The sequence below is a fragment of the Pseudomonas sp. GW823-FHT05G12 genome, assembly GCF_058795575.1.
Genome location: NZ_CM179501.1, coordinates 5,730,105 through 5,756,150, shown reverse-complemented (window position 1 = coordinate 5,756,150; position 26,046 = coordinate 5,730,105). Strand labels below are relative to the sequence as shown.

At 63.7% G+C, this 26,046-nt stretch carries 21 protein-coding genes; 11 read left to right on the top strand and 10 right to left on the bottom strand.

Annotated elements, in window-relative coordinates; all coding sequences use genetic code 11:
- The first annotated feature begins 16 nt into the window (after nt 1-16).
- Both lgt and AC3RCM_RS26140 read left to right on the top strand, forming a co-directional pair.
- Complete coding sequence (lgt, locus tag AC3RCM_RS26145; protein WP_003249027.1) at nt 17-823, top strand: prolipoprotein diacylglyceryl transferase; 807 nt, start codon at nt 17-19, stop codon at nt 821-823.
- A gap of 51 nt (nt 824-874) precedes the next feature.
- Nucleotides 875-1,846, top strand: a complete 972-nt coding sequence (locus tag AC3RCM_RS26140) for a thymidylate synthase (protein ID WP_064492972.1) — start codon at nt 875-877, stop codon at nt 1,844-1,846.
- Between the two features lie 118 nt (nt 1,847-1,964).
- Here the strand turns inward: AC3RCM_RS26140 and cadR are convergent, their stop codons facing one another.
- Nucleotides 1,965-2,408, bottom strand: a complete 444-nt coding sequence (gene cadR / locus AC3RCM_RS26135) for a cadmium resistance transcriptional regulator CadR (RefSeq protein WP_019439122.1) — start codon at nt 2,406-2,408, stop codon at nt 1,965-1,967.
- Nucleotides 2,409-2,491: 83 nt separating this feature from the next.
- Between cadR and AC3RCM_RS26130 the strand changes: the two genes are divergently transcribed.
- From AC3RCM_RS26130 to AC3RCM_RS26110, 5 genes are all read left to right on the top strand, one after another.
- Nucleotides 2,492-4,744: a heavy metal translocating P-type ATPase gene (locus tag AC3RCM_RS26130; protein ID WP_409319902.1), complete on the top strand. Its 2,253-nt coding sequence runs from the start codon at nt 2,492-2,494 to the stop codon at nt 4,742-4,744.
- A 9-nt stretch (nt 4,745-4,753) separates the two neighbouring features.
- Nucleotides 4,754-5,623 (top strand): LysR family transcriptional regulator, encoded by an 870-nt coding sequence (locus AC3RCM_RS26125; protein WP_010955674.1) that lies wholly within the window; start codon nt 4,754-4,756, stop codon nt 5,621-5,623.
- Between the two features lie 231 nt (nt 5,624-5,854).
- Nucleotides 5,855-6,913, top strand: coding sequence for a putative 2-aminoethylphosphonate ABC transporter ATP-binding protein (locus tag AC3RCM_RS26120; RefSeq protein WP_198748440.1), 1,059 nt, complete (start codon nt 5,855-5,857; stop codon nt 6,911-6,913).
- A 1-nt stretch (nt 6,914) separates the two neighbouring features.
- Nucleotides 6,915-8,639 (top strand): putative 2-aminoethylphosphonate ABC transporter permease subunit, encoded by a 1,725-nt coding sequence (locus AC3RCM_RS26115; protein WP_064492969.1) that lies wholly within the window; start codon nt 6,915-6,917, stop codon nt 8,637-8,639.
- A gap of 18 nt (nt 8,640-8,657) precedes the next feature.
- The gene (locus AC3RCM_RS26110; RefSeq protein WP_492629263.1) at nt 8,658-9,683 is read left to right on the top strand and encodes a putative 2-aminoethylphosphonate ABC transporter substrate-binding protein; all 1,026 of its coding nucleotides are present in this window, start codon (nt 8,658-8,660) and stop codon (nt 9,681-9,683) included.
- 1,242 nt (nt 9,684-10,925) lie between these two features.
- Here AC3RCM_RS26110 and AC3RCM_RS26105 read toward each other — a convergent pair.
- Together AC3RCM_RS26105 and AC3RCM_RS26100 are read right to left on the bottom strand one after the other, a co-directional pair.
- Complete coding sequence (locus AC3RCM_RS26105) at nt 10,926-12,290, bottom strand: GTPase/DUF3482 domain-containing protein (RefSeq protein WP_014592746.1); 1,365 nt, start codon at nt 12,288-12,290, stop codon at nt 10,926-10,928.
- A complete protein-coding gene (locus tag AC3RCM_RS26100) occupies nt 12,283-13,674 on the bottom strand; it encodes a DUF2868 domain-containing protein (RefSeq protein ID WP_081273315.1) in 1,392 nt (463 codons plus the stop codon). The genes AC3RCM_RS26105 and AC3RCM_RS26100 overlap by 8 nt, the downstream gene beginning before the upstream one ends.
- Nucleotides 13,675-13,728: 54 nt before the next feature.
- Between AC3RCM_RS26100 and AC3RCM_RS26095 the strand changes: the two genes are divergently transcribed.
- Nucleotides 13,729-14,244, top strand: coding sequence for a dihydrofolate reductase (locus tag AC3RCM_RS26095; RefSeq protein WP_003249048.1), 516 nt, complete (start codon nt 13,729-13,731; stop codon nt 14,242-14,244).
- A 274-nt stretch (nt 14,245-14,518) separates the two neighbouring features.
- On the opposite strand, the gene AC3RCM_RS26090 is transcribed toward AC3RCM_RS26095, so the two are convergent.
- Nucleotides 14,519-15,910 carry an L-cystine transporter gene (locus tag AC3RCM_RS26090; RefSeq protein WP_267273550.1) on the bottom strand — a complete coding sequence of 464 codons (1,392 nt, stop codon included), beginning with the start codon at nt 15,908-15,910 and terminating at the stop codon, nt 14,519-14,521.
- Nucleotides 15,911-16,154: 244 nt separating this feature from the next.
- On the opposite strand from AC3RCM_RS26090, the gene AC3RCM_RS26085 reads away from it, so the two are divergent.
- Nucleotides 16,155-17,210 carry an HAD family hydrolase gene (locus AC3RCM_RS26085; protein ID WP_492629262.1) on the top strand — a complete coding sequence of 352 codons (1,056 nt, stop codon included), beginning with the start codon at nt 16,155-16,157 and terminating at the stop codon, nt 17,208-17,210.
- Nucleotides 17,211-17,324: 114 nt separating this feature from the next.
- Here AC3RCM_RS26085 and ilvD read toward each other — a convergent pair whose 3' ends face one another.
- Both ilvD and AC3RCM_RS26075 read right to left on the bottom strand, forming a co-directional pair.
- Complete coding sequence (gene ilvD / locus AC3RCM_RS26080; protein WP_003249056.1) at nt 17,325-19,166, bottom strand: dihydroxy-acid dehydratase; 1,842 nt, start codon at nt 19,164-19,166, stop codon at nt 17,325-17,327.
- Nucleotides 19,167-19,436: 270 nt separating this feature from the next.
- The gene (locus AC3RCM_RS26075; RefSeq protein WP_004575470.1) at nt 19,437-20,633 is read right to left on the bottom strand and encodes a class I SAM-dependent rRNA methyltransferase; all 1,197 of its coding nucleotides are present in this window, start codon (nt 20,631-20,633) and stop codon (nt 19,437-19,439) included.
- Nucleotides 20,634-20,808: 175 nt separating this feature from the next.
- Here AC3RCM_RS26075 and AC3RCM_RS26070 point away from each other — a divergent pair, with 175 nt between their 5' ends.
- Entirely contained in the window at nt 20,809-21,627 is an 819-nt protein-coding gene (locus tag AC3RCM_RS26070) for an HDOD domain-containing protein (RefSeq protein WP_172835041.1), read from the top strand.
- 3 nt (nt 21,628-21,630) lie between these two features.
- On the top strand, nt 21,631-22,443 hold the full coding sequence (gene mutM / locus AC3RCM_RS26065) for a bifunctional DNA-formamidopyrimidine glycosylase/DNA-(apurinic or apyrimidinic site) lyase (protein WP_492629261.1): 813 nt from the start codon (nt 21,631-21,633) through the stop codon (nt 22,441-22,443).
- 543 nt (nt 22,444-22,986) lie between these two features.
- Here the strand turns inward: mutM and AC3RCM_RS26060 are convergent.
- The 4 genes from AC3RCM_RS26060 to AC3RCM_RS26045 all read right to left on the bottom strand — a co-directional run bounded on the left by AC3RCM_RS26060 (nt 22,987) and on the right by AC3RCM_RS26045 (nt 26,042).
- Entirely contained in the window at nt 22,987-23,238 is a 252-nt protein-coding gene (locus AC3RCM_RS26060; protein ID WP_003249063.1) for a YfhL family 4Fe-4S dicluster ferredoxin, read from the bottom strand.
- A 101-nt stretch (nt 23,239-23,339) separates the two neighbouring features.
- Nucleotides 23,340-23,825, bottom strand: coding sequence for a pantetheine-phosphate adenylyltransferase (gene coaD, locus AC3RCM_RS26055; protein ID WP_010955660.1), 486 nt, complete (start codon nt 23,823-23,825; stop codon nt 23,340-23,342).
- 112 nt (nt 23,826-23,937) lie between these two features.
- Entirely contained in the window at nt 23,938-25,536 is a 1,599-nt protein-coding gene (locus tag AC3RCM_RS26050) for a GMC family oxidoreductase (protein WP_492629260.1), read from the bottom strand.
- Nucleotides 25,537-25,556: 20 nt separating this feature from the next.
- Nucleotides 25,557-26,042 carry a twin-arginine translocation pathway signal protein gene (locus tag AC3RCM_RS26045; protein WP_104886941.1) on the bottom strand — a complete coding sequence of 162 codons (486 nt, stop codon included), beginning with the start codon at nt 26,040-26,042 and terminating at the stop codon, nt 25,557-25,559.
- Nucleotides 26,043-26,046: the final 4 nt, after the last annotated feature.

Below are 26,046 nucleotides of genomic sequence, written 5' to 3'. Positions count from 1 at the left end.
ATCGAGAGGAAGTTCCATGCTGCCTTACCCGCAGATAGACCCCGTGGCCTTGGCCATCGGGCCGCTGAAAATCCATTGGTACGGCCTGATGTACCTGATCGGCATCGGCGGTGCCTGGCTGCTGGCCTCACGCCGGCTGAACCGCTTCGACCCCACCTGGAGCCGCGAGAAGCTGTCCGACCTGGTGTTCTGGCTGTCGATGGGGGTGATTGTCGGCGGGCGCCTGGGCTATGTGCTGTTCTACGACTTGCACGCCTACCTGGCCAATCCGACGCTGATCTTCGAGGTATGGAAAGGCGGTATGTCGTTCCACGGCGGCTTCATCGGCGTGATGCTGGCGGCCTTGTGGTTCGGCAAGCGCAACAACAAGTCGTTCTTCGAGCTGATGGACTTCGTCGCCCCGCTGGTACCGATTGGCCTGGGTGCCGGGCGTATCGGCAACTTCATCAACGCCGAACTGTGGGGCAAACCCACCGACGTGCCATGGGCGATGATCTTCCCGCCGTTCAGCGATCCGGCCCAGTTGCCGCGCCACCCGTCGCAGCTCTACCAGTTCGCCCTTGAGGGCGTGGCGCTGTTCGTCATCCTGTGGCTGTTCTCGCGCAAGCCACGGCCGACCATGGCGGTGTCAGGCATGTTTGCGCTGTTCTACGGTATCTTCCGCTTCATCGTCGAATTCGTGCGGGTGCCGGATGCCCAACTGGGTTACATCGCCTGGGGCTGGCTGACCATGGGTCAGATTCTCTGTGTGCCGATGATCCTGGCTGGCCTCGGTCTGATCTGGTGGGCTTATAATCGCAAGCCCACGGCGAAACCCGCCTGATTAATCCCACGGCAGGGGCGATCCCCCTGCCGTTTTTGCTACAGGTAAGCCATGAAACAGTATCTGGACCTGGTCCGCGACGTCATTGAGAACGGCACGTTGCAGGGAAACCGCACCGGCATCCGCACCATCAGCCTGCCGGGCGCGATGCTGCGTTTCGACCTGCAGAAGGGCTTTCCGGCCATTACCACGCGCAAGCTGGCGTTCAAGTCGGCGATCGGTGAAATGGTCGGTTTCCTGCGTGGCGTGAAGAACGCCGGTGAGTTCCGCGAGCTGGGTTGCAAGGTCTGGGACCAGAACGCCAACGAAAACGCCCAGTGGCTGGCCAACCCGTTCCGCCAGGGCCATGACGACCTGGGCGAGATCTATGGCGTGCAATGGCGCCAGTGGCCGGGCTACAAGCGCATCCCGCTGAGCAACCCGGCGGCCATCGAAATGGCCGAGCAAGCCGGTTTCCGCCGCATTGCCCAGGACGAAGAGGACGGCGTCGCGTTCGTCATCCTGTACAAGGCGATCGACCAGGTGCGCCAGTGCCTGGACACCATCGCCAACGACCCGGGTAGCCGCCGCATCCTGTTCCACGGCTGGAACTGCGCGCAACTGGACGAAATGGCACTGCCACCGTGTCACTTGCTGTACCAGTTCCACCCGAATGTCGAGACCAGGGAAATTTCCCTGACCCTCTACATCCGCTCCAATGACCTGGGGCTGGGCACGCCGTTCAACCTCACCGAAGGCGCGGCGCTGCTGTCGCTGTTTGGCCGCCTGACCGGCTATACACCGCGCTGGTTCACCTACTTCATCGGCGATGCCCATGTGTATGAAAACCACCTGGACATGCTCAACGAGCAGCTCAAGCGCGAGCCGCTGGAAGCGCCGAAGCTGGTCATCAGCGACCGTGTGCCGTCGTTTGCCGAGACTGGTAAATACGAGCCGGAGTGGCTAGAGAAGATCGAACCGAGTGATTTCTGGCTGGAAGGCTATGAGCACCATGCGCCGATGACAGCGCCGATGGCGGTCTGATAGATCTTCATTGTTCGAACTGGCCTCTTCGCGGGTGAACCCGCTCCTACGGGGTACTGCACAGGCCTAAGTCCTGCGCGGTCCATGTAGGAGCGGGTTCACCCGCGAAGCTTCTGGCTTAATGCCCATGACTCCGCCCCACATGCGAATGCTCGGTATCCGGCACCGATACCGCCCCGTTCGTCTCCAGTTGCTGCAAGATCGCGCATTCACTCCCCTGCGCGTTGCAGCGCCGCCGCAGCTCCACCAGCTGCTCCTGCAATGCCACCAGGCCATCGATCCGCGCCTGAACATGCTCGATATGCTCGTCGATCAGCGCATTGACGCTGCCGCACGCGTCGGCGGGGCTGTCGCGCAGGCGTAGCAGGCTGCGAATTTCGTCCAGGGTCATGTCCAGCGTGCGACAGTTGCGGATGAAGGTCAGCCGCTCCACATGGGCCTGGGTGTACAACCGGTAGTTGCCCTCGCTGCGCGCCGGCTCCGGCAGCAGGTTTTCACGCTCGTAGTAGCGGATGGTTTCCACCGCGCAGTCGGTGGCTTTGGCCAGTTCTCCGATCTTCATCGCGAAATCTCCAGCAAGTGGCTTGACCCTATAGTGGCTACAGGGTGTTCACTTGGCAACAGGCTCAATTTAAGGATGACCCCATGAACCAGCCTGTCAGCCACGAACACAAGCATCCGCACGATCACGCTCATGGTGATGACGACCATGGCCATGCTGCCCACGGCCACAGCTGCTGCGGCGCCAAAGCCGCGCCGCCGCTGGTGCAACTGAGCGAAACGGCCAGTGCCCAGGCACAACTCAGCCGTTTCCGCATCGAGGCCATGGACTGCCCCACCGAGCAGACCCTGATTCAGGACAAACTGAGCAAGCTGGCCGGTATCGAACAGCTGGAATTCAACCTGATCAACCGCGTGCTTGGCGTGCGCCACACCTTGGACGGCACCGCCGATATCGAGCGGGCTATCGACAGCCTGGGCATGAAGGCCGAGCCGATTGCCGCCCAGGACGACGGCAGCGCCAGCGTGCCACAACCGGCCAAGGCCCGCTGGTGGCCACTGGCATTGTCGGGCGTCGCCGCGATCGCCGCCGAAATCGTGCACTTTGCTGCACTGGCCCCTGAGTGGGTGGTAGCGGGACTGGCGCTTGCCGCGATCCTCGGTTGCGGCCTGGGTACCTACAAGAAGGGCTGGATTGCCCTGAAAAACCGTAACCTCAACATCAATGCGCTGATGAGTATCGCCGTAACGGGGGCCGTATTGATCGGCCAGTGGCCGGAAGCGGCTATGGTGATGGTGCTGTTCACCGTTGCCGAACTGATCGAAGCGCGCTCGCTGGACCGTGCGCGCAATGCCATCGGCGGGTTGATGCAACTGACCCCGGACATGGCTACGGTGCAGCAGGCCGATGGCCAGTGGCGCGAGCTGGAAGTGCGTGAGGTGGCCATCGGCGCACTGGTGCGGGTGCGCCCCGGTGAGCGCATCGGCCTGGACGGTGAAGTGACCAGCGGGCAATCCAGCGTCGATCAGGCGCCGATTACCGGCGAAAGCCTGCCTGTGGAGAAGGGGGTGGGCGACAAGCTGTTCGCTGGCACCATCAACCAGGCGGGGGCGCTGGAGTTTCGCGTCACCGCCGCTGCCGGGCAGTCGACCCTGGCGCGGATCATCAAGGCTGTGGAGGAAGCGCAGGGCGCGCGGGCGCCTACCCAACGCTTCGTCGACCGTTTCTCGCGTATCTACACCCCGGTGGTATTCGCCATTGCCCTGGCCGTGGCGCTGTTACCCCCGCTGTTCATGGCTGGCGCCTGGTTCGACTGGGTTTACCGCGCCTTGGTGCTGCTGGTGGTGGCCTGCCCCTGCGCGCTGGTGATCTCGACCCCGGTGACCATCGTCAGTGGCCTGGCCGCCGCTGCGCGCAAAGGCATCCTGATCAAGGGTGGCGTGTACCTGGAGGGTGGCCGCCACCTGGATTTCCTGGCCCTGGACAAGACCGGCACCATCACCCATGGCAAGCCGGTGCAGACCGACGCCAAGGTGCTGGCGCCGCTGTTCGAAGACCGTGCGCAAGCCTTGGCGGCCAGCCTGGGCGAGCGTTCGGACCACCCGGTGTCCCGCGCCATTGCCGAGTTCGGCAAGCAGCAAGGCCTGGCCTTGAGCGAGGTCAGTGACTTCGCCGCCCTGGCCGGGCGTGGCGTGCGTGGTGTCATCGCCGGTGAGGTCTACCACTTGGGCAACCACCGCCTGGTCGAGGAACTGGGGCTGTGTTCGCCAGCGCTGGAGGCCCAACTGGATGCGCTGGAGCGCCAGGGCAAGACCGTGGTCCTGCTGCTCGACCGATCCGGCCCTCTGGCACTGTTCGCCGTGGCCGACACGGTCAAGGACAGCAGCCGTCAGGCGATCGCCGAATTGCATCAACTGGGTATCAAGACTGTCATGCTGACCGGTGACAATCCGCATACTGCGCAGGCCATTGCCGCCGTGGTGGGGATCGACCGCGCCGAGGGCAACCTGTTGCCGGCCGACAAGCTGAGAACCATTGAGGCGTTGTACGCCCAGGGCCATCGGGTGGGCATGGTCGGTGACGGCATCAACGACGCCCCAGCGCTGGCCCGCGCCGAAATCGGTTTTGCCATGGCTGCTGCCGGCACCGACACCGCCATCGAGACGGCCGATGTGGCGCTGATGGACGATGACTTGCGCAAAATCCCGGCCTTCGTCAGGCTGTCGCGCCAAAGTGCGGCGATTCTCATGCAGAACATCGTCCTGGCGTTGGGCATCAAGGCGATATTTCTGGCGATCACCTTCGCCGGCATGGCCACGATGTGGATGGCGGTGTTCGCTGATATGGGCGTGAGCTTGCTGGTGGTGTTCAACGGCTTGCGCCTTTTGCGCAAATAGAGGACGTACATGCTGAGTTCCGAGCTGAAGGCCTTCTACATGGTGGCCCGTCTGGGCAGCATCACCCAGGCGGCGAAGAAGCTTGGCCTCAGCCAGCCCACGGTGACCACGCAGATCCGCAGCCTGGAAGGCCAGTACGCCGTGGAGCTGTTCTACCGCGGCGGGCGGCGCCTGGTGTTGAGCGAGGAGGGCTTACGCTTGCTGCCGATGGTCAAGGCGCTGCTGCAGCAGGAAGCCGACATCGAGTTCGAACTGCGCAACAGTGGCCAGGCCCAGGGCAGCCTGCGCATTGCTGCCACTGCGCCTTACTACATTCTCGACCTGGTCAAGATCTATCGCGAACGCCTGCCGCAGGTTGAAGTGGCGGTGGAGATCGGCAACTCGCAGCAGGTGCTGGAAATGCTCGAGGATTACCGGGTGGACATTGCCGCGTCGTCGCAATGGGTGGAGGACGCACGGTTGGTGCGGCGGATACTGGGCACTGACCCTTTGGTGGTGGCGGTGCACCGCAACCATCCGCTGGCCCATCGCCAGACGGTGTCGATCGAGGTGGTGTCGGGGCATTGCCTGCTGATGCGCGAGAAGGGCTCGACCACACGCAAGCTGACCGAGCAGATGATGCAGGAGGCTGGGGTCAAGGCCAGCGCCATGATGGAAATCGGCAGCCGCGAGTCGATCCGCGAAGCGGTGCTGCGCAATATCGGCATCAGCGTGATTGCCCGCCATGAGGTGCCGCACAATCCCGAACTCCGGGTGCTGGCGCTGGAAAATGCGCCGGTGATGCATGAGTACCTGTATTGCCTGAAGGAGCGGCGCCAGGCCCGGTTGCCGGCGGCATTCCTGGGGGTGGCGCAGGAAGTGGCCGGTTCGCAGTTCTAGATTCGTGTTGGCTTGTTCGCGGGTAAACCCGCTCCTGCATTTCTGCGAACACGCATGCCTGCATTTTCCGCAAACACGCATTCCGTTGTAGGAGCGGGTTTACCCGCGAAGAGGCCGGTACAGGCCACTACTAAATCTACCTATACCACTATCACCGGCTTTTGCCTTAAAGCCACAGAACCTTCGCACAGCCTGCCTAGCATGGCCCCATCTCTTCGATGAGGCCATGCCATGAACCACACCACCCCCGGCGCACAGATTAAAGTGCGCAACATCCACAAGCGCTTCGGTGCCTTTACGGCGCTCAACGATGTCTCGCTGGACATCGCCGCGGGCGAACTGGTGTGCCTGCTCGGCCCATCCGGCTGTGGCAAGACCACGCTGCTGCGTTGCATTGCCGGCCTGGAGCGCCAGGATCGCGGTACGCTGTACATCGGCGAACGCGATATCTCCGATCTGTCCCCCCAGGCGCGGGACTACGGCATCCTGTTCCAGTCCTACGCGCTGTTTCCCAACCTTACCGTCGAAGCCAATATCGCCTATGGCCTGACGGGCAGTGGTCGCGAGCAGGCCCGTCAGCGGGTGGCCGAAATGCTCGAACTGGTTGGCCTGTCTGGCAGCGAGAAGAAGTACCCAGGCCAGCTCTCCGGTGGCCAGCAGCAACGTGTGGCCCTGGCCCGCGCGCTGGCACCGTCGCCATCGCTGCTGCTGCTCGATGAGCCGATGTCGGCGCTGGACGCCCGGGTGCGCGAGCACTTGTGCACCGAACTGCGTCAGCTGCAGCGCCAACTGGGCATCACCACGTTGATGGTTACCCACAACCAGGACGAGGCCATGTTGATGGCCGACCGCATTGCGGTGATGAACAACGGTCAGGTCGAGCAGTACGCCACCCCGCAGGAAATCTACGACCACCCGGCCACGCCGTTCGTGGCCGAGTTCGTCGGCCAGGGCAACTGGCTGCCGTTCCAGCGCCGCAGCGACAGCCATGCCCTGGTCGGCGACATGAACATGCGCCTGGCGCCGGGTTCAGCCCAGGCCAGCAGTGGCCGGCTGTTCTGCCGCCCGGAAGCAATCACGGTCAACCCGGTGGTGCACGAAGAGAACCTGTTCCCGGCCATGGTCCGCGAAATCACCTTCCTCGGTAACCGCTGCCGCATGAGCTTTGAACTCAAGGCCCTGCCAGGCCATGCCCTGCTGGCCGAGCTGGCCCCTGAGGCCATGCCGCGCCTGGGCTCGCAGGACATCTGGGTGGCGTTGCCGCCGCAGAGCCTGCAGGTGTTTGCCTGAGATGGCCGCGCCAATGTCCCTGCCGTTGAGCCAGGCCAAAGCCGCGCCGCGTGCTGGCATCGCCCTGGGTGACCGGCTGTTCGTCGTCGGCGGCAAGAGCCTGCTGCTGATCCTGTTGGTGCTGGCCGTGCTGATGCCGTTGCTGGCGATCTTCTGGCGTGGTTTCAGCGGTGAAGCGGGCCAGGGCGGTGGCTTGCTGGCGGCCCGTGAACTGTTCACCAGCGCCAGCTTCCATTGGCTGCTTGGCAACAGCCTGTCGGTGGCCTTCACCGTCGCGGCCATTGTGGTACCGCTGGCCTATTTGTTCGCCTTTGCCCTGCAACGCACGTTGATTCCGGCCAAGGGCCTGTGGCGGGGGATTTCGCTGCTGCCATTGCTGGCACCGTCGATGCTGCCGGCCATCGCCCTGGTCTACCTGTTTGGCAACCAGGGCCTGCTGCGTGGGTTGCTCAGCGACAATATCTACGGCTTCTGGGGCATCGTGCTGGGCGAGGCCATCTACACCTTCCCGCATGCGCTGATGATTCTGATGTCGGCACTGTCACTGGCCGATGCTCGCCTGTTCGATGCGGCCTCCAGTATGGGGGCAGGCTCGTGGCGTGCGTTCACCAGCATCACCTGGCCGGCCTCGCGCCAGGCGGTATTCGCGGCGTTTTGCCTGGTATTCACGCTGACTATCACAGACTTCGGTGTACCGGTCGTGGTGGGGGGCGACTATCAAGTGCTGGCGCTGGAAGCCTACAAGGCGGTGGTGGGCCAGCAACAGTTCGGCCGTGGCGCGCTGATCGGCATGGTGCTGCTGTTGCCGGCCCTGTTCAGCTTTACCGTCGACGCCTGGCTGCGTAGACGCCAGGGCGAGGCCATGGGTGGCCGTGCCCAGGTGTTCGAACCCAAGCCATCACGCGGCCGCGATGCCTGCTTCCTGACCATTGTGCTGCTGGTGTGCGCGGCGTTGCTGATGGTGATCGGTATGGCGGTGTACTCCTCGCTGGTCACTTTCTGGCCCTACAACCTGTCGTTGTCGCTGCGCCACTACATGTTCGAAGACACTGCCGGTGGCGGCTGGCTGGCCTACCGCAATAGCGTGACCATGGCCATTGGCACCGCGCTGATCGGCAGCATCGTGATCTTCACCGGTGCCTACCTGATGGAGAAGACCCAGGGCCAAGGCCTGCTCAACCATGCGCTGCGCCTGCTCAGCTTCATCCCCATGGCCGTGCCGGGCCTGGTACTGGGCCTGGGCTACGTATTCTTCTTCAACCTGAACGGCAACCCGCTGCATGTGCTGTACGGCGGCATGGGGTTGCTGGTGGTGTGCACCATTGCCCATTACCTGACCACCGCGCAGATGACCGCGACCACCGCCCTGCGCCAGCTCGACGGCGAGTTCGAGGCCGCCGCGCTGTCGCTGAAAGCGCCGTTGTACAAGCACTTCCTGCGCGTGACCGTGCCGATTTGCCTGCCGGCGCTGCTGGACATCATCCGCTACCTGTTCGTATCGGCAATGACCACCGTGTCGGCAGCGATTTTCCTGTACAGCCCCGACACCCTCCTGGCTGCCGTTGCCGTGCTGAACATGGACGACGCCGGCAACGTTGGCGGTGCCGCCGCCATGTCCACCTTGATCCTGCTGACCAGTGCCGGCGCTTCACTGTTGCTGGCTGCAGCCTCGCGCGGCCTGCTGCGCCGCTCCCAAGCCTGGCGCCAACGCGCCGCGACCGTCTGACCTGATAGGAACCTACCCATGCACAAGCACCTTGCCCTTGCCGCTGCCGTTTCCGCTGTGTTCAGCCTGCAGGCTTCGGCCGCTGCTACCCAGCTGACGGTCTACACCGCTCTGGAAGCCGAGCAGCTGAAAACCTACAAACAGGCCTTCGAGAAAGCCAACCCGGATATCGAGATCAAGTGGGTGCGTGATTCCACCGGCATCATCACTGCCAAGCTGCTGGCGGAGAAAGAGCGCCCGCAAGCCGACGCTGTGTGGGGGCTGGCGGCATCGAGCCTGGCCATCCTCGATCAGAACGGCATGCTCGAAGCTTATGCGCCCAAGGACCTGGGCAAGATTTCCGGCAATTATCGTGACGCCGCCAACCCGCCAGCCTGGGTCGGCATGGACGTGTGGGCCGCCACCCTTTGCTTCAACACCATCGAGGCCGAGAAACAGGGCCTGAGCAAACCGGTGAGCTGGCAGGACCTGACCAAGCCTGAGTACAAAGGCAAGATCGTCATGCCCAACCCGGCCTCGTCCGGCACCGGCTTCCTGGATGTCAGTGCCTGGTTGCAGACCTTTGGCGAGCCGCAGGGCTGGGCCTACATGGATGCGCTGCACCAGAACATCGGCCAGTACGTCCATTCCGGCTCCAAACCGTGCAAGCTGGCGGCGGCGGGCGAGTTCCCCATCGGTATTTCGTTCGAATACCCGGCCGTTCAGCTCAAGCGCCAAGGCGCGCCGTTGGACATCGTGCTGCCAAAGGAGGGTTTGGGCTGGGAGATCGAGGCAACCGCAGTGATCAAAGGCTCGCCCAAGGCGGATGCAGCCAAGCGCCTGGCCGATTTCTCCGCCAGCCCGGCGGCCATGGAACTGTACAAGGAAAACTTCGCCGTACTGGCCGCGCCGGGCATCGCCAAGCCGCAGACCGAGCTACCGGCGGATTATGAGCAGCGGTTGATCAAGAACGACTTTGCCTGGGCCTCGAAGAACCGCGACCAGATTCTGGCCGAATGGCGCAAGCGCTATGACGGCAAGTCGGAGAGGGTGGCCCAGCAGTAACGCTTCACTATTGCAGGGCCGGCCTCTTCGCGGGTAAACCGCGAAAGGGCCGGCCCTGCTGGCCAATTTCCGCCCGCCGTTCACTGTTGCTGCCGCTACCGTATTCGCGGGTAAACCCGCTCCTACACCGGATTGGTGGTGGACACACATCGGTGGTTGTACACAGGCCGCCGTGTAGGAGCGGGTTTACCCGCCGGCCCTGCTGGCCAATTTCTACCCGCCGGCCGCCACCGTATTCGCGGGTAAACCCGCTCCTACACCGGATTGGTGGGGCGCACATCCGCGAACACAGGCCGCCGTGTAGGAGCCCGCGAAGAGGCCGGCCCTGCTGGCCAATTTCCACCCGCCGCTCACCGTTGCCGCCGCCACCGTATTCGCGGGTAAACCCGCTCCTACACCGGATTGGTGGTGGACACACATCGGTGGTTGTACACAGGCCGCCCGTAGGAGCGGGTTTACCCGCGAAAGGGCCGGCCCTGCTGGCCAATTTCTACCCGCCGCTCACCGTTGCCGCCGCCACCATATTCGCGGGTAAACCCGCTCCTACGCCGGATTGGTGGTGGACACACATCGGTGGTTGTACACAGGCCGCCGTGTAGGAGCGGGTTTACCCGCGAAGAGGCCGGCCCTGCTGGCCAATTTCTACCCGCCGCTCACCGTTGCCGCCGCCACCGTATTCGCGGGTAAACCCGCTCCTACACCGGATTGGTGGTGGGCGCACATCGGGGATTGGACACAGGCCGCCGTGTAGGAGCGGGTTTACCCGCGAAGAGGCCGGCCCTGCTGGCCAATTTCCACCCGCCGCTCATCGTTGCCGCCGCCACCGTATTCGCGGGTAAACCCGCTCCTACACCGGATTGGCGGTGGACACACATCGGTGGTTGTACACAGGCCGCCGTGTAGGAGCGGGTTTACCCGCGAAGAGGCCGGCCCTGCAGGCCAATTTCCACCCGCCGTTCACTGTTGCTGCCGCTACCGTATTCGCGGATAAACCCGCTCCTACGCCGGATTGGTGGTGGGCGCACATCGGTGGTTGTACACAGGCCGCCCGTAGGAGCGGGTTTACCCGCGAAAGGGCCGGCCCTGCTGGCCAATTTCTACCCGCCGCTCACCGTTGCCGCCGCCACCATATTCGCGGGTAAACCCGCTCCTACGCCGGATTGGTGGTGGACACACATCGGTGGTTGTACACAGGCCGCCCGTAGGAGCGGGTTTACTCGCGAAGAGGCCAACCCTGCTGGCTCAAATCTGTGAAACCAGCGCCTCCAACTGCTCCTGCCGCTCAGCCTGATTCAGCTTGGCCCCGGGATTCAGGGTGGACCACTGCGGGTGCGCCCGCGCTTTGACCAACGCCTCCGGCAACTTGCCCTCACGCCAGGCCTTTTCATCCAGCTCACCCAGCCTGATGCTGTCCTGCGCCGCATGCCCGCGGTTATCCAGCGCCACCATCAACTGCTGCTGACGCAAGGCCAGCAAACGCAATACCGTGTCGTCCACGGTCAGCTCGCGCTTGCCCTTGAGCTTGCCCATCAACCGCGAACCATAGTTGCGTGCCGTCTGCAGCGCACCGCCGGCAATCGCCCCGGCCAGCGCCGCCGCGCCGAGGGTAAGGCCACCAACCAGCAAATCGACCCCGGCCCCCGCTGCCGCGCCCGCCGCCACGCCACTACCCAGGCGCACGCCCAGCAGTTTCAACGTCTCTGGATTGAACAAATCATCGCCCCAGCGGCCGTCCAGCAATGGCAGGTCGCTGGCATGGGCATCCTCGCGGCGGAAGGCATACAGCTTGAGCAAGGCTTCGACGCAGCGTTGTTCTCGTTGGCGTATGTCCTGGCGCAGCGCCTCGATGGCCCGGGCTTCTGCCGCTGGTTCGGCCTCGACACTGCGTCTGCATGCAGCGCAATCGAGCAGCAGTTCGGCGATCAGGCGCTTGCCGCTGTGCCGGCGTGCCAAACGCTGTGCCTGCTGGTCGTCGATCAGCCGTTGCAGCGCCGGGCGGGCGTTTTCCAGCAGTAGCGCCAGGCTTTCGTACAAACGGCGCTCGCCATCCTCTGGCGGGGCCACGCTGTCGAACCGTACCAATGCGTGAAGCCCAAGCCGGGCAAGGGCTTCACGCCATTCCGGCTCACGGTGCTGGCTGCTGGCGACGAAGTTGAGCACCGGCAGCAACGGCTTGCCGCAGTTTGCCAGTACTTCCAGTTCGTCGCGGTACTTGGCCAGCACCGGCTCGCGCGCATCGATCACATACAGCCCGGCATTACTGGCCAGCAGTTGGCGCAATACCTTGGCCTCCTGCTCGAAGCGTTGGCGCGCTTCGCTGCCCTGCAGAAAGCGCTCCAGCCGGGCCGGGCCGTCCAGGCGCTCGCCCGGGCGTTCCAGACGTTCAAGGTAGTCGAGCAGGGCGATGGCATCTTCCAGGCCGGGCGTGTCGTACAGCTCCAGCAAGGGTTCACCGTCCACAGACAGCCGCGCACCTTCCACATGGCGGGTAGTGCTGGGGCGGTGGGACACTTCGCCAAAACCGACGTCGCGGGTCAGGGTGCGCAGTAGCGAGGTTTTGCCAACATTGGTATGGCCGACCACGGCCAGTTTCAGTGGCTCAGTCATGGCCATGCTCCAACCAGGTCAGCGGTGAGGTGTCGGCATGTTGCAGGCCAAGGCGGTCAAGGGCTTCGTGCCAATCGCCCAGGCGCTCGGCATCGAGGGGCTGGCCCGGTGCAGCCTGCAGCAGCCAGATACGGGTTGCGCCGGCATTGCGCGCCAGTTCGGCGAGCAGCGCCAAGCTGCCGCGGTCCGGCGAGCGGCGTGGGTCGCAGGCGATGGCCAGGCGTGCCGGTGGGAAGCGGCTGAGCTGCTCCAACAACCGGTTGCGTGATTCGCGGCTGTCGAGCACGCCGGCATCGGTCACGCTTTTGGGCAGGACCGGTGGCCAAGGGCGCTGGTCGTCCAGCTCCAGGCCCACCAGGAGGGCACCGCTGCTGCCGCTTTCCAGCTGCCCGGCGGCAAACTGTGGCAAGGCTTGCGGGGCAGCATCCTGCACGCCGATGCGCTCGCTGCGCGGCATCAGTGCCTCGCGCAGTTGCGCGTAGCCGGGCAGGCCCAGGTCCAGCGTCAGGCGTTCACGGCCCTGGCGCCAGCGCCACAGGCATAGCCCGGCCAGCAGCAGGCGGGGCAGCAGGCCGTATACCAGCACCACGCCGAGCAGCCAGCTGGCCCAGGCCTGGCGGGCCACGTCCAGGGCTGGCAGGCTGTCGCCGCTGGCGCGGATCATGGCTTCGTCGGGCACGGCGAAGCCCAGCAACGAGGGGAGGGCGCCCAGCGCTTGGGTCAGGTGAATGAACGGGTCGGCGGCGAGCAAGGTGGTTTCCCAGACAAAGCCATAGCGCCGGGTCGCCAGCAAAACCAGCAGCATGCCCAGCGCGGTGAGCATCGCCAGCAGCCACAGGCCGTGTACCAACAGGCCGAGCAGCCACCGGTTGAGGCGTTGACGTTGCAGCAGCACCAGCAGCGCTGGCGCCAGGTGCGCGGCCTTGGCATCGCGGGCAAAGCGTTCGCTTAGCCACAGCCACAAGCGGCCCAGCCCTGCGCCATGCTCGCCGCTCAGGGCAAAACCCATGCCCCAGCCAAGTAGCATCAGCAGGTTCAGCCCGAGTAGGCTGCCCAGCGCCCAGAACACATTCACCGGGCGCTGCCCGTCACCGAGGGCGGCCAGCCCCAGGCCCACGCCGCTGAGCACGGCCATCAGCAACAAGGCCAGCAGCGCCAGGCGCGCGCCCTGCTTCCAATGGCGCAGGGCGCCGGTCATGTCATCGCGCTCGGCCAGGAACAGCGCACGTGTTTCGATGCGCGTGGCCAGGTCGCCACCTAGCTGGCGGGCGTAGCGGTTGGCTTCCTGGTCTTCCAGCGGGCCGGCATGTTCTTCGCGCAGGCGTACCGCTTCGGTGAGCCAGCGCTTGTCCAGTGGCGTGGGTGCAGTCACAAGGTCTTCCATTGCACAGGTCAAGGCAGAAGCATAACCCACACGCCCGGTGCTATCCTCGCTGGCATGAATACATCACTCCCCCTCAGCCTGATCGCGGCTTATGCCGAGAACCGCGTGATCGGCATCGACAACTCCATGCCCTGGCATTTGCCGGGGGACTTCAAGTACTTCAAGGCCACCACCCTGGGCAAGCCGATCATCATGGGGCGCAAGACCTGGGACTCGCTGGGGCGGCCGCTGCCTGGGCGGCTGAACATCGTGGTCAGCCGCCAGCCGGGGCTTGAATTGGCGGGTGCCGAGGTGTTCGCCTCGCTTGAAGAGGCGTTGGTGCGGGCCGAGCAGTGGGCGCGCGAGCAGGGCGTCGGTGAGCTGATGCTGATTGGTGGCGCGCAGCTGTATGGGCAGGCGCTGGAGAAGGGGCTGGTCAGCCGCATGTACCTGACGCGGGTTGAGTTGGCGCCAGAGGGGGATGCGTGGTTCCCGGCGTTTGATGAAGGGCAGTGGAGGCTGACTTCTAGCGAGGCACAGGCTGAGGAAGGTAAGCCGGTGTATCACTTCGAGGTTTGGGATAAGGGTTGAGATTGTTGGGGGCTGCTTTGCAGCCCTTCGCGGGTGAACCCGCTCCTACAGCGGCCTGCGGCCAATCACCAATGTGTGTCCACCACCCTGTAGGAGCGGGTTTACCCGCGAATACGGTAGCGGCGGCAACGGTGAACGGCTGGTGAAATTGGCCAGCAGGCCTGGCCCTTTCGCGGGTAAACCCGTTCCTACGGGGGGGGCGCAGGGGTTCAGGTTTTGAGCAAGACACGAGCGGCTTTGTCGCGATAGGGGCGCAATGCGCCCCGGCGACCTGTCAGGTGTGGCTCAGCTCGGCATGTTCATCACCGGCCAGCACTTCCTTGTCAGTCTCTTTCAACAGCTGGCTGGTGACAACGCCCGCCGTCATCGAACCGTTCACGTTCAACGCCGTACGGCCCATGTCGATCAGCGGCTCCACCGAAATCAGCAACGCCACCAGTTCCACCGGCAACCCCATGGCTGGCAGCACGATCAGCGCGGCGAAGGTGGCACCGCCGCCCACGCCGGCCACCCCTGCCGAACTCAGCGTGACGATGGCCACCAGGGTGGCGATCCACAGTGGGTCGAAGGTGTCGATGCCCACCGCTGGCGCGACCATCACCGCCAGCATGGCCGGATAGAGCCCGGCACAGCCGTTCTGGCCAATGGTGGTGCCGAACGATGCGCTGAAGCTGGCGATCGATTGCGGCACGCCCAGACGGCGGGTTTGTGCCTCGATGTTCAGCGGAATGCTGGCGGCGCTGGAGCGGCTGGTGAAGGCGAAGGTCAACACCGGCCACACCTTGCGGAAGAAGCGCAGCGGGCTCACACCGGTGGCGGCGAGGATGATGCCATGCACCACGAACATCAACCCCAGGCCCAGGTACGACACCACCACGAAGCTGCCCAGCTTGAGGATGTCCTCCGTGTTGGAGCTGGCCACGACTTTGGTCATCAACGCCAGCACGCCATAGGGGGTCAGCTTCATCACCACCCGCACCAGGCGCATCACCCAGGCCTGCAGGGTGTCGATGGCCGACAGGGCGCGCTCACCCTTCTCGGCGTCGTCCTTGATCAACTGCAGCGCGGCCAGGCCGAGGAACACGGCAAAGATCACCACGCTGATGATCGAGGTCGGCTTGGCCCGCGCCAGGTCGCCTACCGGGTTGCTGGGGATGAACGACAGCAGCAGTTGCGGGATGTTGAGGTCGGCGACCTTGCCCGCGTAGTCACTGTGGATAACCTGCATGCGTGCGCTTTCCTGGGCGCCGGCCACCAGGCCCTCGGCACTGAGGCCGAACAGGTTGGTCAACACAATGCCGATCAGGGCGGCAATGGCCGTGGTCAGCAGCAGGGTGCCGATGCTCAGCACGCTGATGCGGCCCAGTGAAGAGGCATTGTGCAAACGTGCCACGGCACTGAGGATCGAGGCGAAGATCAGCGGCATGACGATCATCTGCAACAGGCCGACATAGCCATTGCCGACCAGGTCGAGCCAAGCGATGGTTGCCTTGAGCACGGGGTGGCCAGCGCCATAGATCGTGTGCAGCACAAGGCCGAAGACCACGCCCAGCACCAGGCCAAGCAGTACCTTCTTGGCCAGGCTCCAGTCGGTGCGGCGGGTTTGTGCCAGACCCAGCAACAGGGCCAGGAACGCCAGCAGGTTGAGTGACAGCGGCAGGTTCATTGAAGCTCCAGCAGAAAAAAGCAGAAGTGGCATCGCCTCTGTGAGCGATTGCGAACGGAAATGCTAACAGCCTGAAAACAAACGAATTTATACCCAAATGGAATTTACATAGTCGTTTATGGAATAACGGGATGTCGCAGATTGCAATGAACAAGGCGTTTGCAGCTGCCTGGAGGTCGTTATCGGGGGCTTGCAGTGGGGATTGTTGCACTAGCGTTTCTGGGTCATTTCAGGAGATTCGTACATGAAAGTCGCTGTGAAAGCCGCCGCCATCGGCCTGTCCCTGCTGTTCAGTATCGAAACCTTCGCCACGGAGCTCAAACACTGGCCTGCCGACGCGGCCAAACAGCTCGACGCCATGATCGCCGCCAATGCCAACAAGGGTAACTACGCGGTGTTTGACATGGACAACACCAGTTATCGCTATGACCTGGAAGAAGCCTTGCTTCCGTTTATGGAAAACAAGGGCCTGCTAAGCCGCGACAAGCTCGACCCTTCGTTGAAGCTGATGCCGTTCAAGGACACTGCCGAGCACAAGGAAAGCCTGTTCAGTTATTACTACCGGCTGTGTGAAATCGATGACATGGTCTGCTACCCGTGGGTAGCCCAGGTGTTCTCGGGCTTTACCTTGCAGGAGCTGAAGGTGCAGGTGGATGAGCTGATGGCTTCGACCAAGCCGATCCCCAGCACCTATTACGAAGGCGACCAGGTCAAGGCCATCGAGGTTCAGCCGCCCAAGGTCTTCAAGGGCCAGGCCGAGCTGTACAACAAGCTGATGGAGAATGGCATCGAGGTCTATGTGGTTTCGGCGGCCTCCGAAGAGCTGGTGCGCATGGTCGCCTCGGACCCCAAGTATGGATACAACGTGAAGCCCCAGAACGTGATTGGCGTGAGCCTGCTGCTCAAGGACCGCGCCAGCGGCCAGCTGACCACTGCGCGCAAGCAGATCAGCGCCGGGCAATACGATGCCAAGGCTAACGAGGGCCTGGAGCTGACCCCTTACCTGTGGACCCCGGCCACCTGGATGGCGGGCAAGCAGGCGGCGATCCTTACCTACATCGATGAGTGGAAGAAACCGGTGCTGGTGGGCGGCGACACGCCGACCAGCGATGGCTACATGCAGTTCCACGGGGTGGATGTGGGCAAAGGCGGTATCCACCTGTGGATAAACCGCAAGGCCAAGTACATGGACCAGCTCAACGGGATGATTGCCAAAAATGCGGCGGCACAGGCCAAGGAAGGGTTGCCGGTGACGGCCGACAAGAACTGGGTGATTGTCACGCCGGAGCAGATCCAGTAAATCTTGCCCTACCTGTGCGGCCCCTGTGGGAGCGGGCGTGCCCGCGAAGGGGCCGGTGCAGGCATAAAAAACCGGCGCCCAGGGCGCCGGTTCTTATTTCACGCCAAAAGCACCTCAGAGGCCTTCCAGCATCGCCTTGTTACGCACAGCGCCTTTGTCGGCACTGGTGGCCAGCAGGGCATAGGCCTTGAGCGCGGTGGTCACCTTGCGTGGACGGACCTCGGCTGGCTTCCAGCCCTTCTTGTCCTGTTCGACACGGCGTTCCGCCAGCTCTTCATCGCTGACCAGCAGGTTGATCGAACGGTTAGGGATGTCGATCAGTACCTTGTCGCCGTCGCGCACCAGGCCGATGGCGCCGCCCGCCGCGGCCTCTGGCGAGGCGTGGCCGATCGACAGGCCCGAGGTACCGCCCGAGAAGCGACCGTCGGTGAGCAGGGCGCAGGCCTTGCCCAGGCCTTTGGACTTGAGGTACGAGGTCGGGTAGAGCATTTCTTGCATGCCCGGGCCGCCTTTCGGGCCTTCGTAGCGGATGATCACGATGTCGCCGGCTTTCACCTCGTCGGCGAGGATGCCGCGCACGGCGCTGTCCTGGCTTTCGAAGATCTTCGCGGTGCCCTCGAACACGTGGATCGATTCGTCGACACCGGCGGTTTTGACCACGCAGCCATCCAGCGCGATGTTGCCGTACAGCACGGCCAGGCCGCCCTCTTGCGAGTAGGCGTGTTCGAAGCTGCGGATACAGCCGTTTTCACGGTCGTCGTCGAGGGTTTCCCAACGGGTCGACTGGCTGAATGCGGTCTGGGTCGGGATACCGGCAGGGCCAGCCTTGAAGAAGGTGTGCACGGCTTCGTCATCGGTCTGGGTGATGTCCCATTTGGCGATGGCTTCTTCCATGCTGCGGCTGTGCACGGTCGGCAGGTCGGTGTGCAGCAGGCCGCCACGGGCCAGCGAACCGAGGATGCTGAAGATGCCGCCGGCGCGGTGGACGTCTTCCATGTGGTACTTCTGGATGTTCGGCGCCACTTTGCACAGCTGCGGCACTTTGCGTGACAGGCGGTCGATGTCGCGCAGGTCGAACGCCACTTCGCCTTCCTGTGCTGCTGCCAGCAGGTGCAGGATGGTGTTGGTCGAACCGCCCATGGCGATGTCCAGCATCATGGCGTTTTCGAACGCTTTGAAGTTGGCGATGCTGCGTGGCAGTACCGACTCGTCATTCTCGCCGTAGTAGCGCTTGCACAGCTCGACGATGGTGCGGCCGGCCGTGAGGAACAGCTGCTCGCGGTCGGAGTGGGTGGCCAGGGTCGAACCGTTGCCCGGCAAGGCCAGGCCCAGGGCTTCGGTCAGGCAGTTCATCGAGTTGGCGGTGAACATGCCGGAGCACGAACCGCAGGTCGGGCAGGCGCTGCGCTCGTATTCGGCGACTTTCTCGTCGGAGGCCGTGGAGTCGGCCGCGATGACCATGGCATCGACCAGGTCCAGGCCGTGGCTGGCCAGCTTGGTCTTGCCGGCTTCCATCGGGCCGCCGGAAACGAAGATCACCGGGATGTTCAGGCGCAGGGCGGCCATCAGCATGCCGGGGGTGATCTTGTCGCAGTTGGAGATACAGACGATGGCGTCGGCGCAGTGCGCATTGACCATGTATTCCACCGCGTCGGCAATGATTTCGCGGCTTGGCAGCGAGTACAGCATGCCGTCGTGGCCCATGGCGATGCCGTCATCGACCGCGATGGTGTTGAATTCCTTGGCCACGCCACCGGCGCGTTCGATTTCGCGGGCCACCAGCTGGCCCAGGTCCTTCAGGTGCACATGGCCCGGGACGAACTGGGTGAACGAGTTGGCGATGGCGATGATCGGTTTCTTGAAGTCTTCGTCCTTCATCCCGGTGGCGCGCCACAGGGCACGGGCGCCGGCCATGTTGCGGCCTTGGGTGGAAGTCTTGGAACGATAATCAGGCATGAAACACTCCTGGCGGCTTAATCAGGTCACAAATAGGGGAGTGAGCTTCTCTTGTCCTTTGCGCCGCAGGCCGGTTGCCACTGGCACGGATGGGGCCAAGACCGCGCGGGATCGCCGCGTGCTTGACCAGAGCTCATAAACCCGCCGGGGATGACTGGCGATGAATAGGCCGATTCTACACCGCTGGCGCGGTGAGGGAATGCAGATGTGGATGGTTGGCGGGGGGATTGCGGCAGGAAAGGGCCGCTGGGCGGCCCTTTTTGGCAGATATCAGCTGTTTGGCAGTAACCGGCAGGTGATGCTTTTGATGTAGCGGGTTTCGGCGATGGCCGGGTGTACCGGGTGATCCGGGCCCTGACCGCCTCGCTCAAGCAGCTGCATGTTGCGGTCCAGGTGGCGGGCACTGGTCAGCAGGATGTTGTTCAGGTCGTCCTCGGGCAGGTGCATTGAACACGAGGCGCTGACGAGGATGCCGTCTTTGTTCAACATGCGCATGGCCTGTTCGTTCAGGCGGCGGTAGGCCGCTTCGCCGTTTTTCAGGTCCTTCTTGCGCTTGATGAAGGCAGGTGGGTCGGCAATGATCACGTCGAAGCGTTCTTCGGCCGCCTTGAGCTCGCGCAGGGCTTCGAACACGTCGCCTTCGATGCAGGTCAGCTTCTCGCTGATGCCGTTCAGTGCAGCGTTACGCTCCACGCCGTCCAGGGCAAAACCCGAGGCATCGACACAGAACACTTCGCTGGCGCCAAAGGCACCGGCCTGCACGCCCCAGCCGCCGATGTAGCTGAACAGGTCGAGTACACGCTTGCCCTTCACGTACGGTGCCAGGCGGGCGCGGTTCATGCGGTGGTCGTAGAACCAGCCCGTCTTCTGGCCTTCGCGCACCGGAGCTTCGAACTTGACGCCGTTCTCTTCCAGCGGCACCCAGTCCGGCACTTCGCCGTAGACGGTCTCGACATAGCGCTGCAGGCCTTCGGCGTCGCGCGCGGCCGAATCGTTCTTGAACAGGATGCCGCTGGGCTTGAGCACCTGCACCAGTGCGGCGATCACATCATCCTTGTGCGCTTCCATGGTGGCCGAGGCCAGCTGCACCACGAGGATATCGAAGAAGCGGTCGACCACCAGGCCCGGGAGCAGGTCGGAGTCACCGTAGACCAGGCGGTAGCACGGCTGGTCGAACAGGCGCTCGCGCAGCGACAGGGCGACGTTCAGGCGGTGTACCAGCAGCGACTTGTCCAGCGGCAGCTTGATGTCGCGTGACAGCAGGCGGGCGCAGATCAGGTTGTTCGGACTCAGCGCGACGATGCCCAGCGGCTTGCCGTTGGCTGCCTCGAGAATGGCCTGCTGACCCGCCTGGAAGCCTTGCAAAGGGGTCGCGCTGACATCGACTTCGTTGCTGTAGACCCACAGGTGGCCGGCGCGCAGGCGGCGGTCGGCATTGGCTTTGAGGCGAAGGCTGGGCAGGGACATGACGTCGCTCCGGGAAAAAGAGCGGGATTATAGCGTGTCTGCTGTGCTTTCGCCTTTAGAGGTGTGGTAACTGGGAGCGCTTAGAGGGTTAAAATGCCGCGTCCTAAACGAGTGTGCACGTATGTCCCAAGAACTCAGCGCCGAACAGATCCAGCAAGCCTTGCAAGGCATCACCATCCCGCCTCAACCGCAGATCATGGTCGATCTGCAGTTCGAGCAGTACATGCCTGACCCAGACCTGGAAACCATCGCCAAGCTGATTTCCCAGGACCCGGGCCTCTCTGGCGCCTTGCTCAAGCTGGTCAACTCTCCGCACTTCGGCTTGTCGAACAAGATCGGTTCGATCCAGCGTGCGGTGAACCTGCTGGGTAGCCGTTCGATCATCAACCTGATCAACGCCCAGTCGATCAAGGGCGAGATGAGTGACGAGACCATCGTTACCCTCAACCGCTTCTGGGATACCGCCCAGGACGTCGCGATGACCTGTCTGACGCTGGCCAAGCGTACCGGCATACAGGCGGCGGACGAGGCCTATACCCTTGGCCTCTTCCATGACTGTGGCGTGCCGTTGATGCTCAAGCGCTTCCCCGATTACATGGACGTGCTGGAAGAGGCATACGCCAAGGCCGACGAAGAAACACGCGTGGTCGATACCGAAAACCGCACGTTCAACACCAACCATTCAGTGGTCGGCTACTTCACAGCCAAATCCTGGCGCTTGCCCGAGCACCTCAGTGCGGCCATCGCCAACCACCACAATGCCTTGGCCGTGTTCCGCGACGATACCTCGCGCAATACTCAGAGCCAGCTGAAAAACCTGCTGGCTGTGCTGAAGATGGCTGAGCATATCTGCGCGTCCTACCGGGTGCTGGGCAACCAGGCGGTGGACCACGAATGGAATGTGGTGGGCCCCTTGGTGCTCGATTACATTGGTTTGTCGGAATACGATTTCGAAAACCTCAAGCAGAACATTCGCGAGTTGGGCGGACACTGACACATGCCGGAATTGCCAGAAGTAGAAACCACCCGACGCGGTATTGCGCCACACCTGGAAGGCCAGCGGGTCAGCCGTGTGGTGGTTCGCGACCGGCGGCTGCGCTGGCCGATCCCGGAAGACCTCGATGTGCGCCTGTCGGGGCAGCGCATCGTCAGCGTGGAGCGACGCGCCAAGTACCTGTTGATCAATGCCGAAGTGGGGACGCTGATCAGCCACTTGGGCATGTCGGGCAACCTGCGGCTGGTCGAGCTGGGCTTGCCGGCGGCCAAGCATGAGCATGTCGACATCGAGCTGGAGTCCGGGCTGATGCTGCGCTACACCGACCCACGCCGCTTTGGTGCCATGCTGTGGAGCCTGGACCCTCTGAACCATGAGTTACTGCTGCGCCTGGGGCCTGAGCCGCTGACCGACCTGTTCGATGGTGAACGGCTGTTCCAGCTGTCCCGCGGGCGGTCGATGGCGGTCAAGCCGTTCATCATGGACAACACGGTGGTGGTAGGGGTGGGCAACATCTACGCCACCGAGGCGTTGTTTGCCGCCGGTATCGACCCACGCCGGGAGGCGGGTGGGATTTCCCGGGCGCGCTACCTGAAACTGGCGATCGAGATCAAACGGGTGCTGGCGGCGGCGATTGAGCAGGGCGGTACAACCCTGCGTGACTTCATCGGTGGCGATGGGCAGCCGGGCTACTTCCAGCAGGAACTGTTTGTGTACGGGCGTGGCGGGCAGCCGTGCAAGGTATGCGGCACTGAGTTGCGCGAAGTGAAGCTGGGTCAGAGGGCGAGCGTGTACTGCCCGCGCTGCCAACGATGAAACGTTCGCTGCGAACCTGTTGAAGCGAAACCTGAACGTTGGCGCGGTAACTGTGGGAGCGGGCAAGCCCGCGAAACAGGCGACGCGATGAATGGCACCGGCTGCGCCGGTGTTCGCGGGCATGCCCGCTCCCACTGGGACCGTGCAGGGAAGGGCAGTGATCAGCCCTTGCCAGGCACAGGTAAGGGGGCGATCACGCAGATCTCTTCGCCTGAAGCAAAACCTGAACGTTGGCGCGGTAACTGGGAGCGGGCAAGCCCGCGAAACAGGCGACGCGATGAATGGCACCGGCTACGCCGGTGTTCGCGGGCATGCCCGCTCCCACAGGGGCCGTGCAGGAAAGGGCAGTGATCAGCCCTTGCCAGGCACAGGTAAGGGGGCGATCACGCAGATCTCTTCGCCTGAAGCGAAACCTGAATGTTGGCGCGGTAACTGTGGGAGCGGGCAAGCCCGCGAAACAGGCGACGCGATGAATGGCACCGGCTACGCCGGTGTTCGCGGGCATGCCCGCTCCCACAGGGACCGTGCAGGGAAGGGCAGTGATCAGCCCTTGCCAGTGATCCGACGATACTTGGCCATCAGCTGTTCTTCGGTTTCCGGGTGCGCTTCATCCAGCGGGATGCAGTCGACCGGGCAGACCTGCTGGCACTGCGGCTCGTCGTAATGGCCTACGCACTGGGTGCACAGGTTAGGGTCGATCACGTAGATCTCTTCGCCTTGGGAGATAGCCTCGTTCGGGCACTCGGGTTCGCAGACGTCGCAATTGATGCAATCGTCGGTGATGATCAGGGACATGGGGACTCCGGCCGGGGCTCACAGCCCGGGCATGTTCAACGCAATGGGCACAATTGTGCCGCATTCGCGCCCGCAGTGCACGCGGGCGCGACAATCAGGCGTCAGGCTTGCTTCTTGAAGCGTTCAGTCAGTGCGTCGGCCACCACCGGGTGGACGAACTTGCTGATATCACCGCCCAGCGCCGCAATCTCCCGGACCAGGGTCGAGGAAATGAACGAATAACGCTCCGACGGCGTCAGGAACAGGCTCTCGACGTCGGGGGCCAGTTGCCGGTTCATGTTCGCCAGCTGGAACTCGTACTCGAAGTCGGACACCGCACGCAGGCCACGCAGGAAGACGTTGGCGCCCTGTTCCTTGGCGAAATGCGCCAACAGGGAAGAGAAGCCGATGACTTCGACATTGGGCAGGTGCTTGGTGACCTCACGGGCGAGCTCAACCCGTTGCTCCAGGGGGAACAAAGGGTTTTTCTTGGGGCTGGCCGCCACCGCGATGATCACGTGGTCGAATAGCCGCGAAGCGCGCTCGACCAGATCGCCATGGCCTTTGGTAATGGGGTCGAAAGTACCCGGGTACAACACTCGGTTCATCGCGTCATCCTGGCTGGAGTGCGTTGGGGAGTCGGATGGTAGCGCAGCGACGGCGCCCCGGCCAAGTCATGCGGCCGACTGATGGCACTATAGACAGGGGCCATGTTCGTTGTCATGCGCTGTGTGCCAGGCGGCTGACCAGTGCTTCGCTGAGCCTGGCGCTGATGGCATACACCGACAATTGCGGGTTGGCGCCGATGCTGGTGGGGAACAGTGAACCGTCGTGAATCGACAGGTTTTCCAGCTGGTGATGGCGGCCCAGGCTGTCGCACACCGCGTGGCGCGGGTCTTCGCCGAGGGCGCAGCCGCCCATCACATGGGCGCTGCCCAAGCGCGTGCGGAAGGGCTCCAGGCGCAGTTTGTCGATCATGGTCAGGGCCTGTTCCAGGCTAGAGGCGGCGCTGGCGTCGCTGTGCACCGGGGTTACCTGGGTGGCGCCAGCGGCAAACTGGACGTGTGCCATGCTGCGGTAGGCGCGCCGCAAGCCGTCACGCAGGTAGTCGGTGACCGGATAATCGAGCACGGGTGAACCATCGCCGCGCAGCTCCACGGACCCGCCCTGGCTTTCGGGGTGAAAACCATCGCGTAGCAGCGCCAGCATCACATGGGTATGGGGCAGCTCGGCCATGCGCTGGGCATTCTCGTGGCCGTGCCCGCCCAGCAGGGTGCTGGCCAGGGCCGGGTGCAGTGGCGGCACTTCCAGCTTGTAGCCAACCGGACCGTCTGCGCCGTCTTGCCACTGAAAGTGATCGCTGTAGATCGACTGCGGGGCGCCATAGTAGGGGTCGATACGCTCGCTGAAGCGTGCCGCACTGAAGTTGACCAGGTGCAGGAAGGTTCGCTTGCCCAGGCGACCATGCGGGTCGGGCGCGGCAGAGCGCAGCAGCAGGGCCGGGCTGTTGATACCGCCACCGGCCAGGAGGTAATGGCGTGCCTGCACGCTGACCTGCCTGCCGGTAGGGTGTATGCCCTGGGCGTCCAGGGCCTGGCATGTCAGGCTCTGAATGCGTTCGCCGTTGTGAGCGAAGCGCTCGGCCCGCGCCAGGTACAGCAGTTCGCCGCCTTGCTCGAGGGTGGCAGGTATACGGGTCACCAGCATCGATTGTTTGGCATTCACCGGGCAGCCCATGCCGCAGTAGCCCAGGTTCCAGCAGCCGCGCACATTGCGCGGGATCACCCCCCAGCGGTAGCCCAGCTGTTCGCAGCCCCGGCGCAGCACATCGTTGTTGGCATTCGGCGGCAAGGCCCAAGGGCTGATGCCCAGTTCCTGCTCCATGCGCTCGAACCAGGGGCGCAGTTCATCCTCGCCCAAACCGTTCACGCCATGGGCCGAGGCCCAGTGCGCCAGGGTTTGCGGCGGGGTACGAAAGCTCGAGGTCCAGTTCACCAGCGTGGTGCCGCCCACGGCGCGGCCCTGCAGGATGGTAATGGCGCCATCCTTGCTCATGCGCCCCAGCCCTTCCTGGTACAGGCTGGCGTAGGCTTCGCTCTCCAGCAGGTGGAAATCGCTGCTGGTCTTCAGTTGGCCTTCTTCGATCAGCAGTACCTTGAAACCGGCAGCGCTGAGCATCTGCGCACTGGTGGCGCCGCCGGCACCACTGCCGATCACGGCAATGTCGGCCTCCAGAAACAGGTCGTGCTCCAGGCGCGAGGCGTCGTGGGTGATCCAGCCGCGTTCGAGGCCTTGGCGAAACGGGTCGGGGACAGGCATTGGCGATGCTCTTGTTGTTTTCAGATTTTCGGTGGGCCCGGGTAACCGCAGCCTGCCCAGGATTCGGGGCGTTCGTACCAGGCCATTTGCAGCAGTTGCAGCAACGAGGCGTGCCCCATGCGTAGCAGGTTCAGCGAGCTGTCCTGCCAGCGTTGCAGGAACGCCGTGACCTGCGTGGCGCCAGCTTGGCCCCAGCTGCCCCAGACGCCGGTCAGCGGGCCGCGAGTCAGCGGCAGGCTGAGCACGTCGAACAATTGCCGGGTGAGCTTGAGCATTTCCGGCGACAACGCCGCCAGCTTGTTGTCGAGGCTGCGCAACACCGGCGCCTCGGTGGCCTGTGTACCGGTCAGGACCACCGGGATCAGCGCACGCAGCAGGGGCAGGTCGTCGTCACGAAGTACCTGATAGCCGGTCGCGGCGGTTTGCACGCTGCACCCCACCAGGCTGGCACCCGCCAGAAAAGCACTGGCGCCGAGGCTGAAACGCAGCAGGTCGCGGCGGTGCATGGCG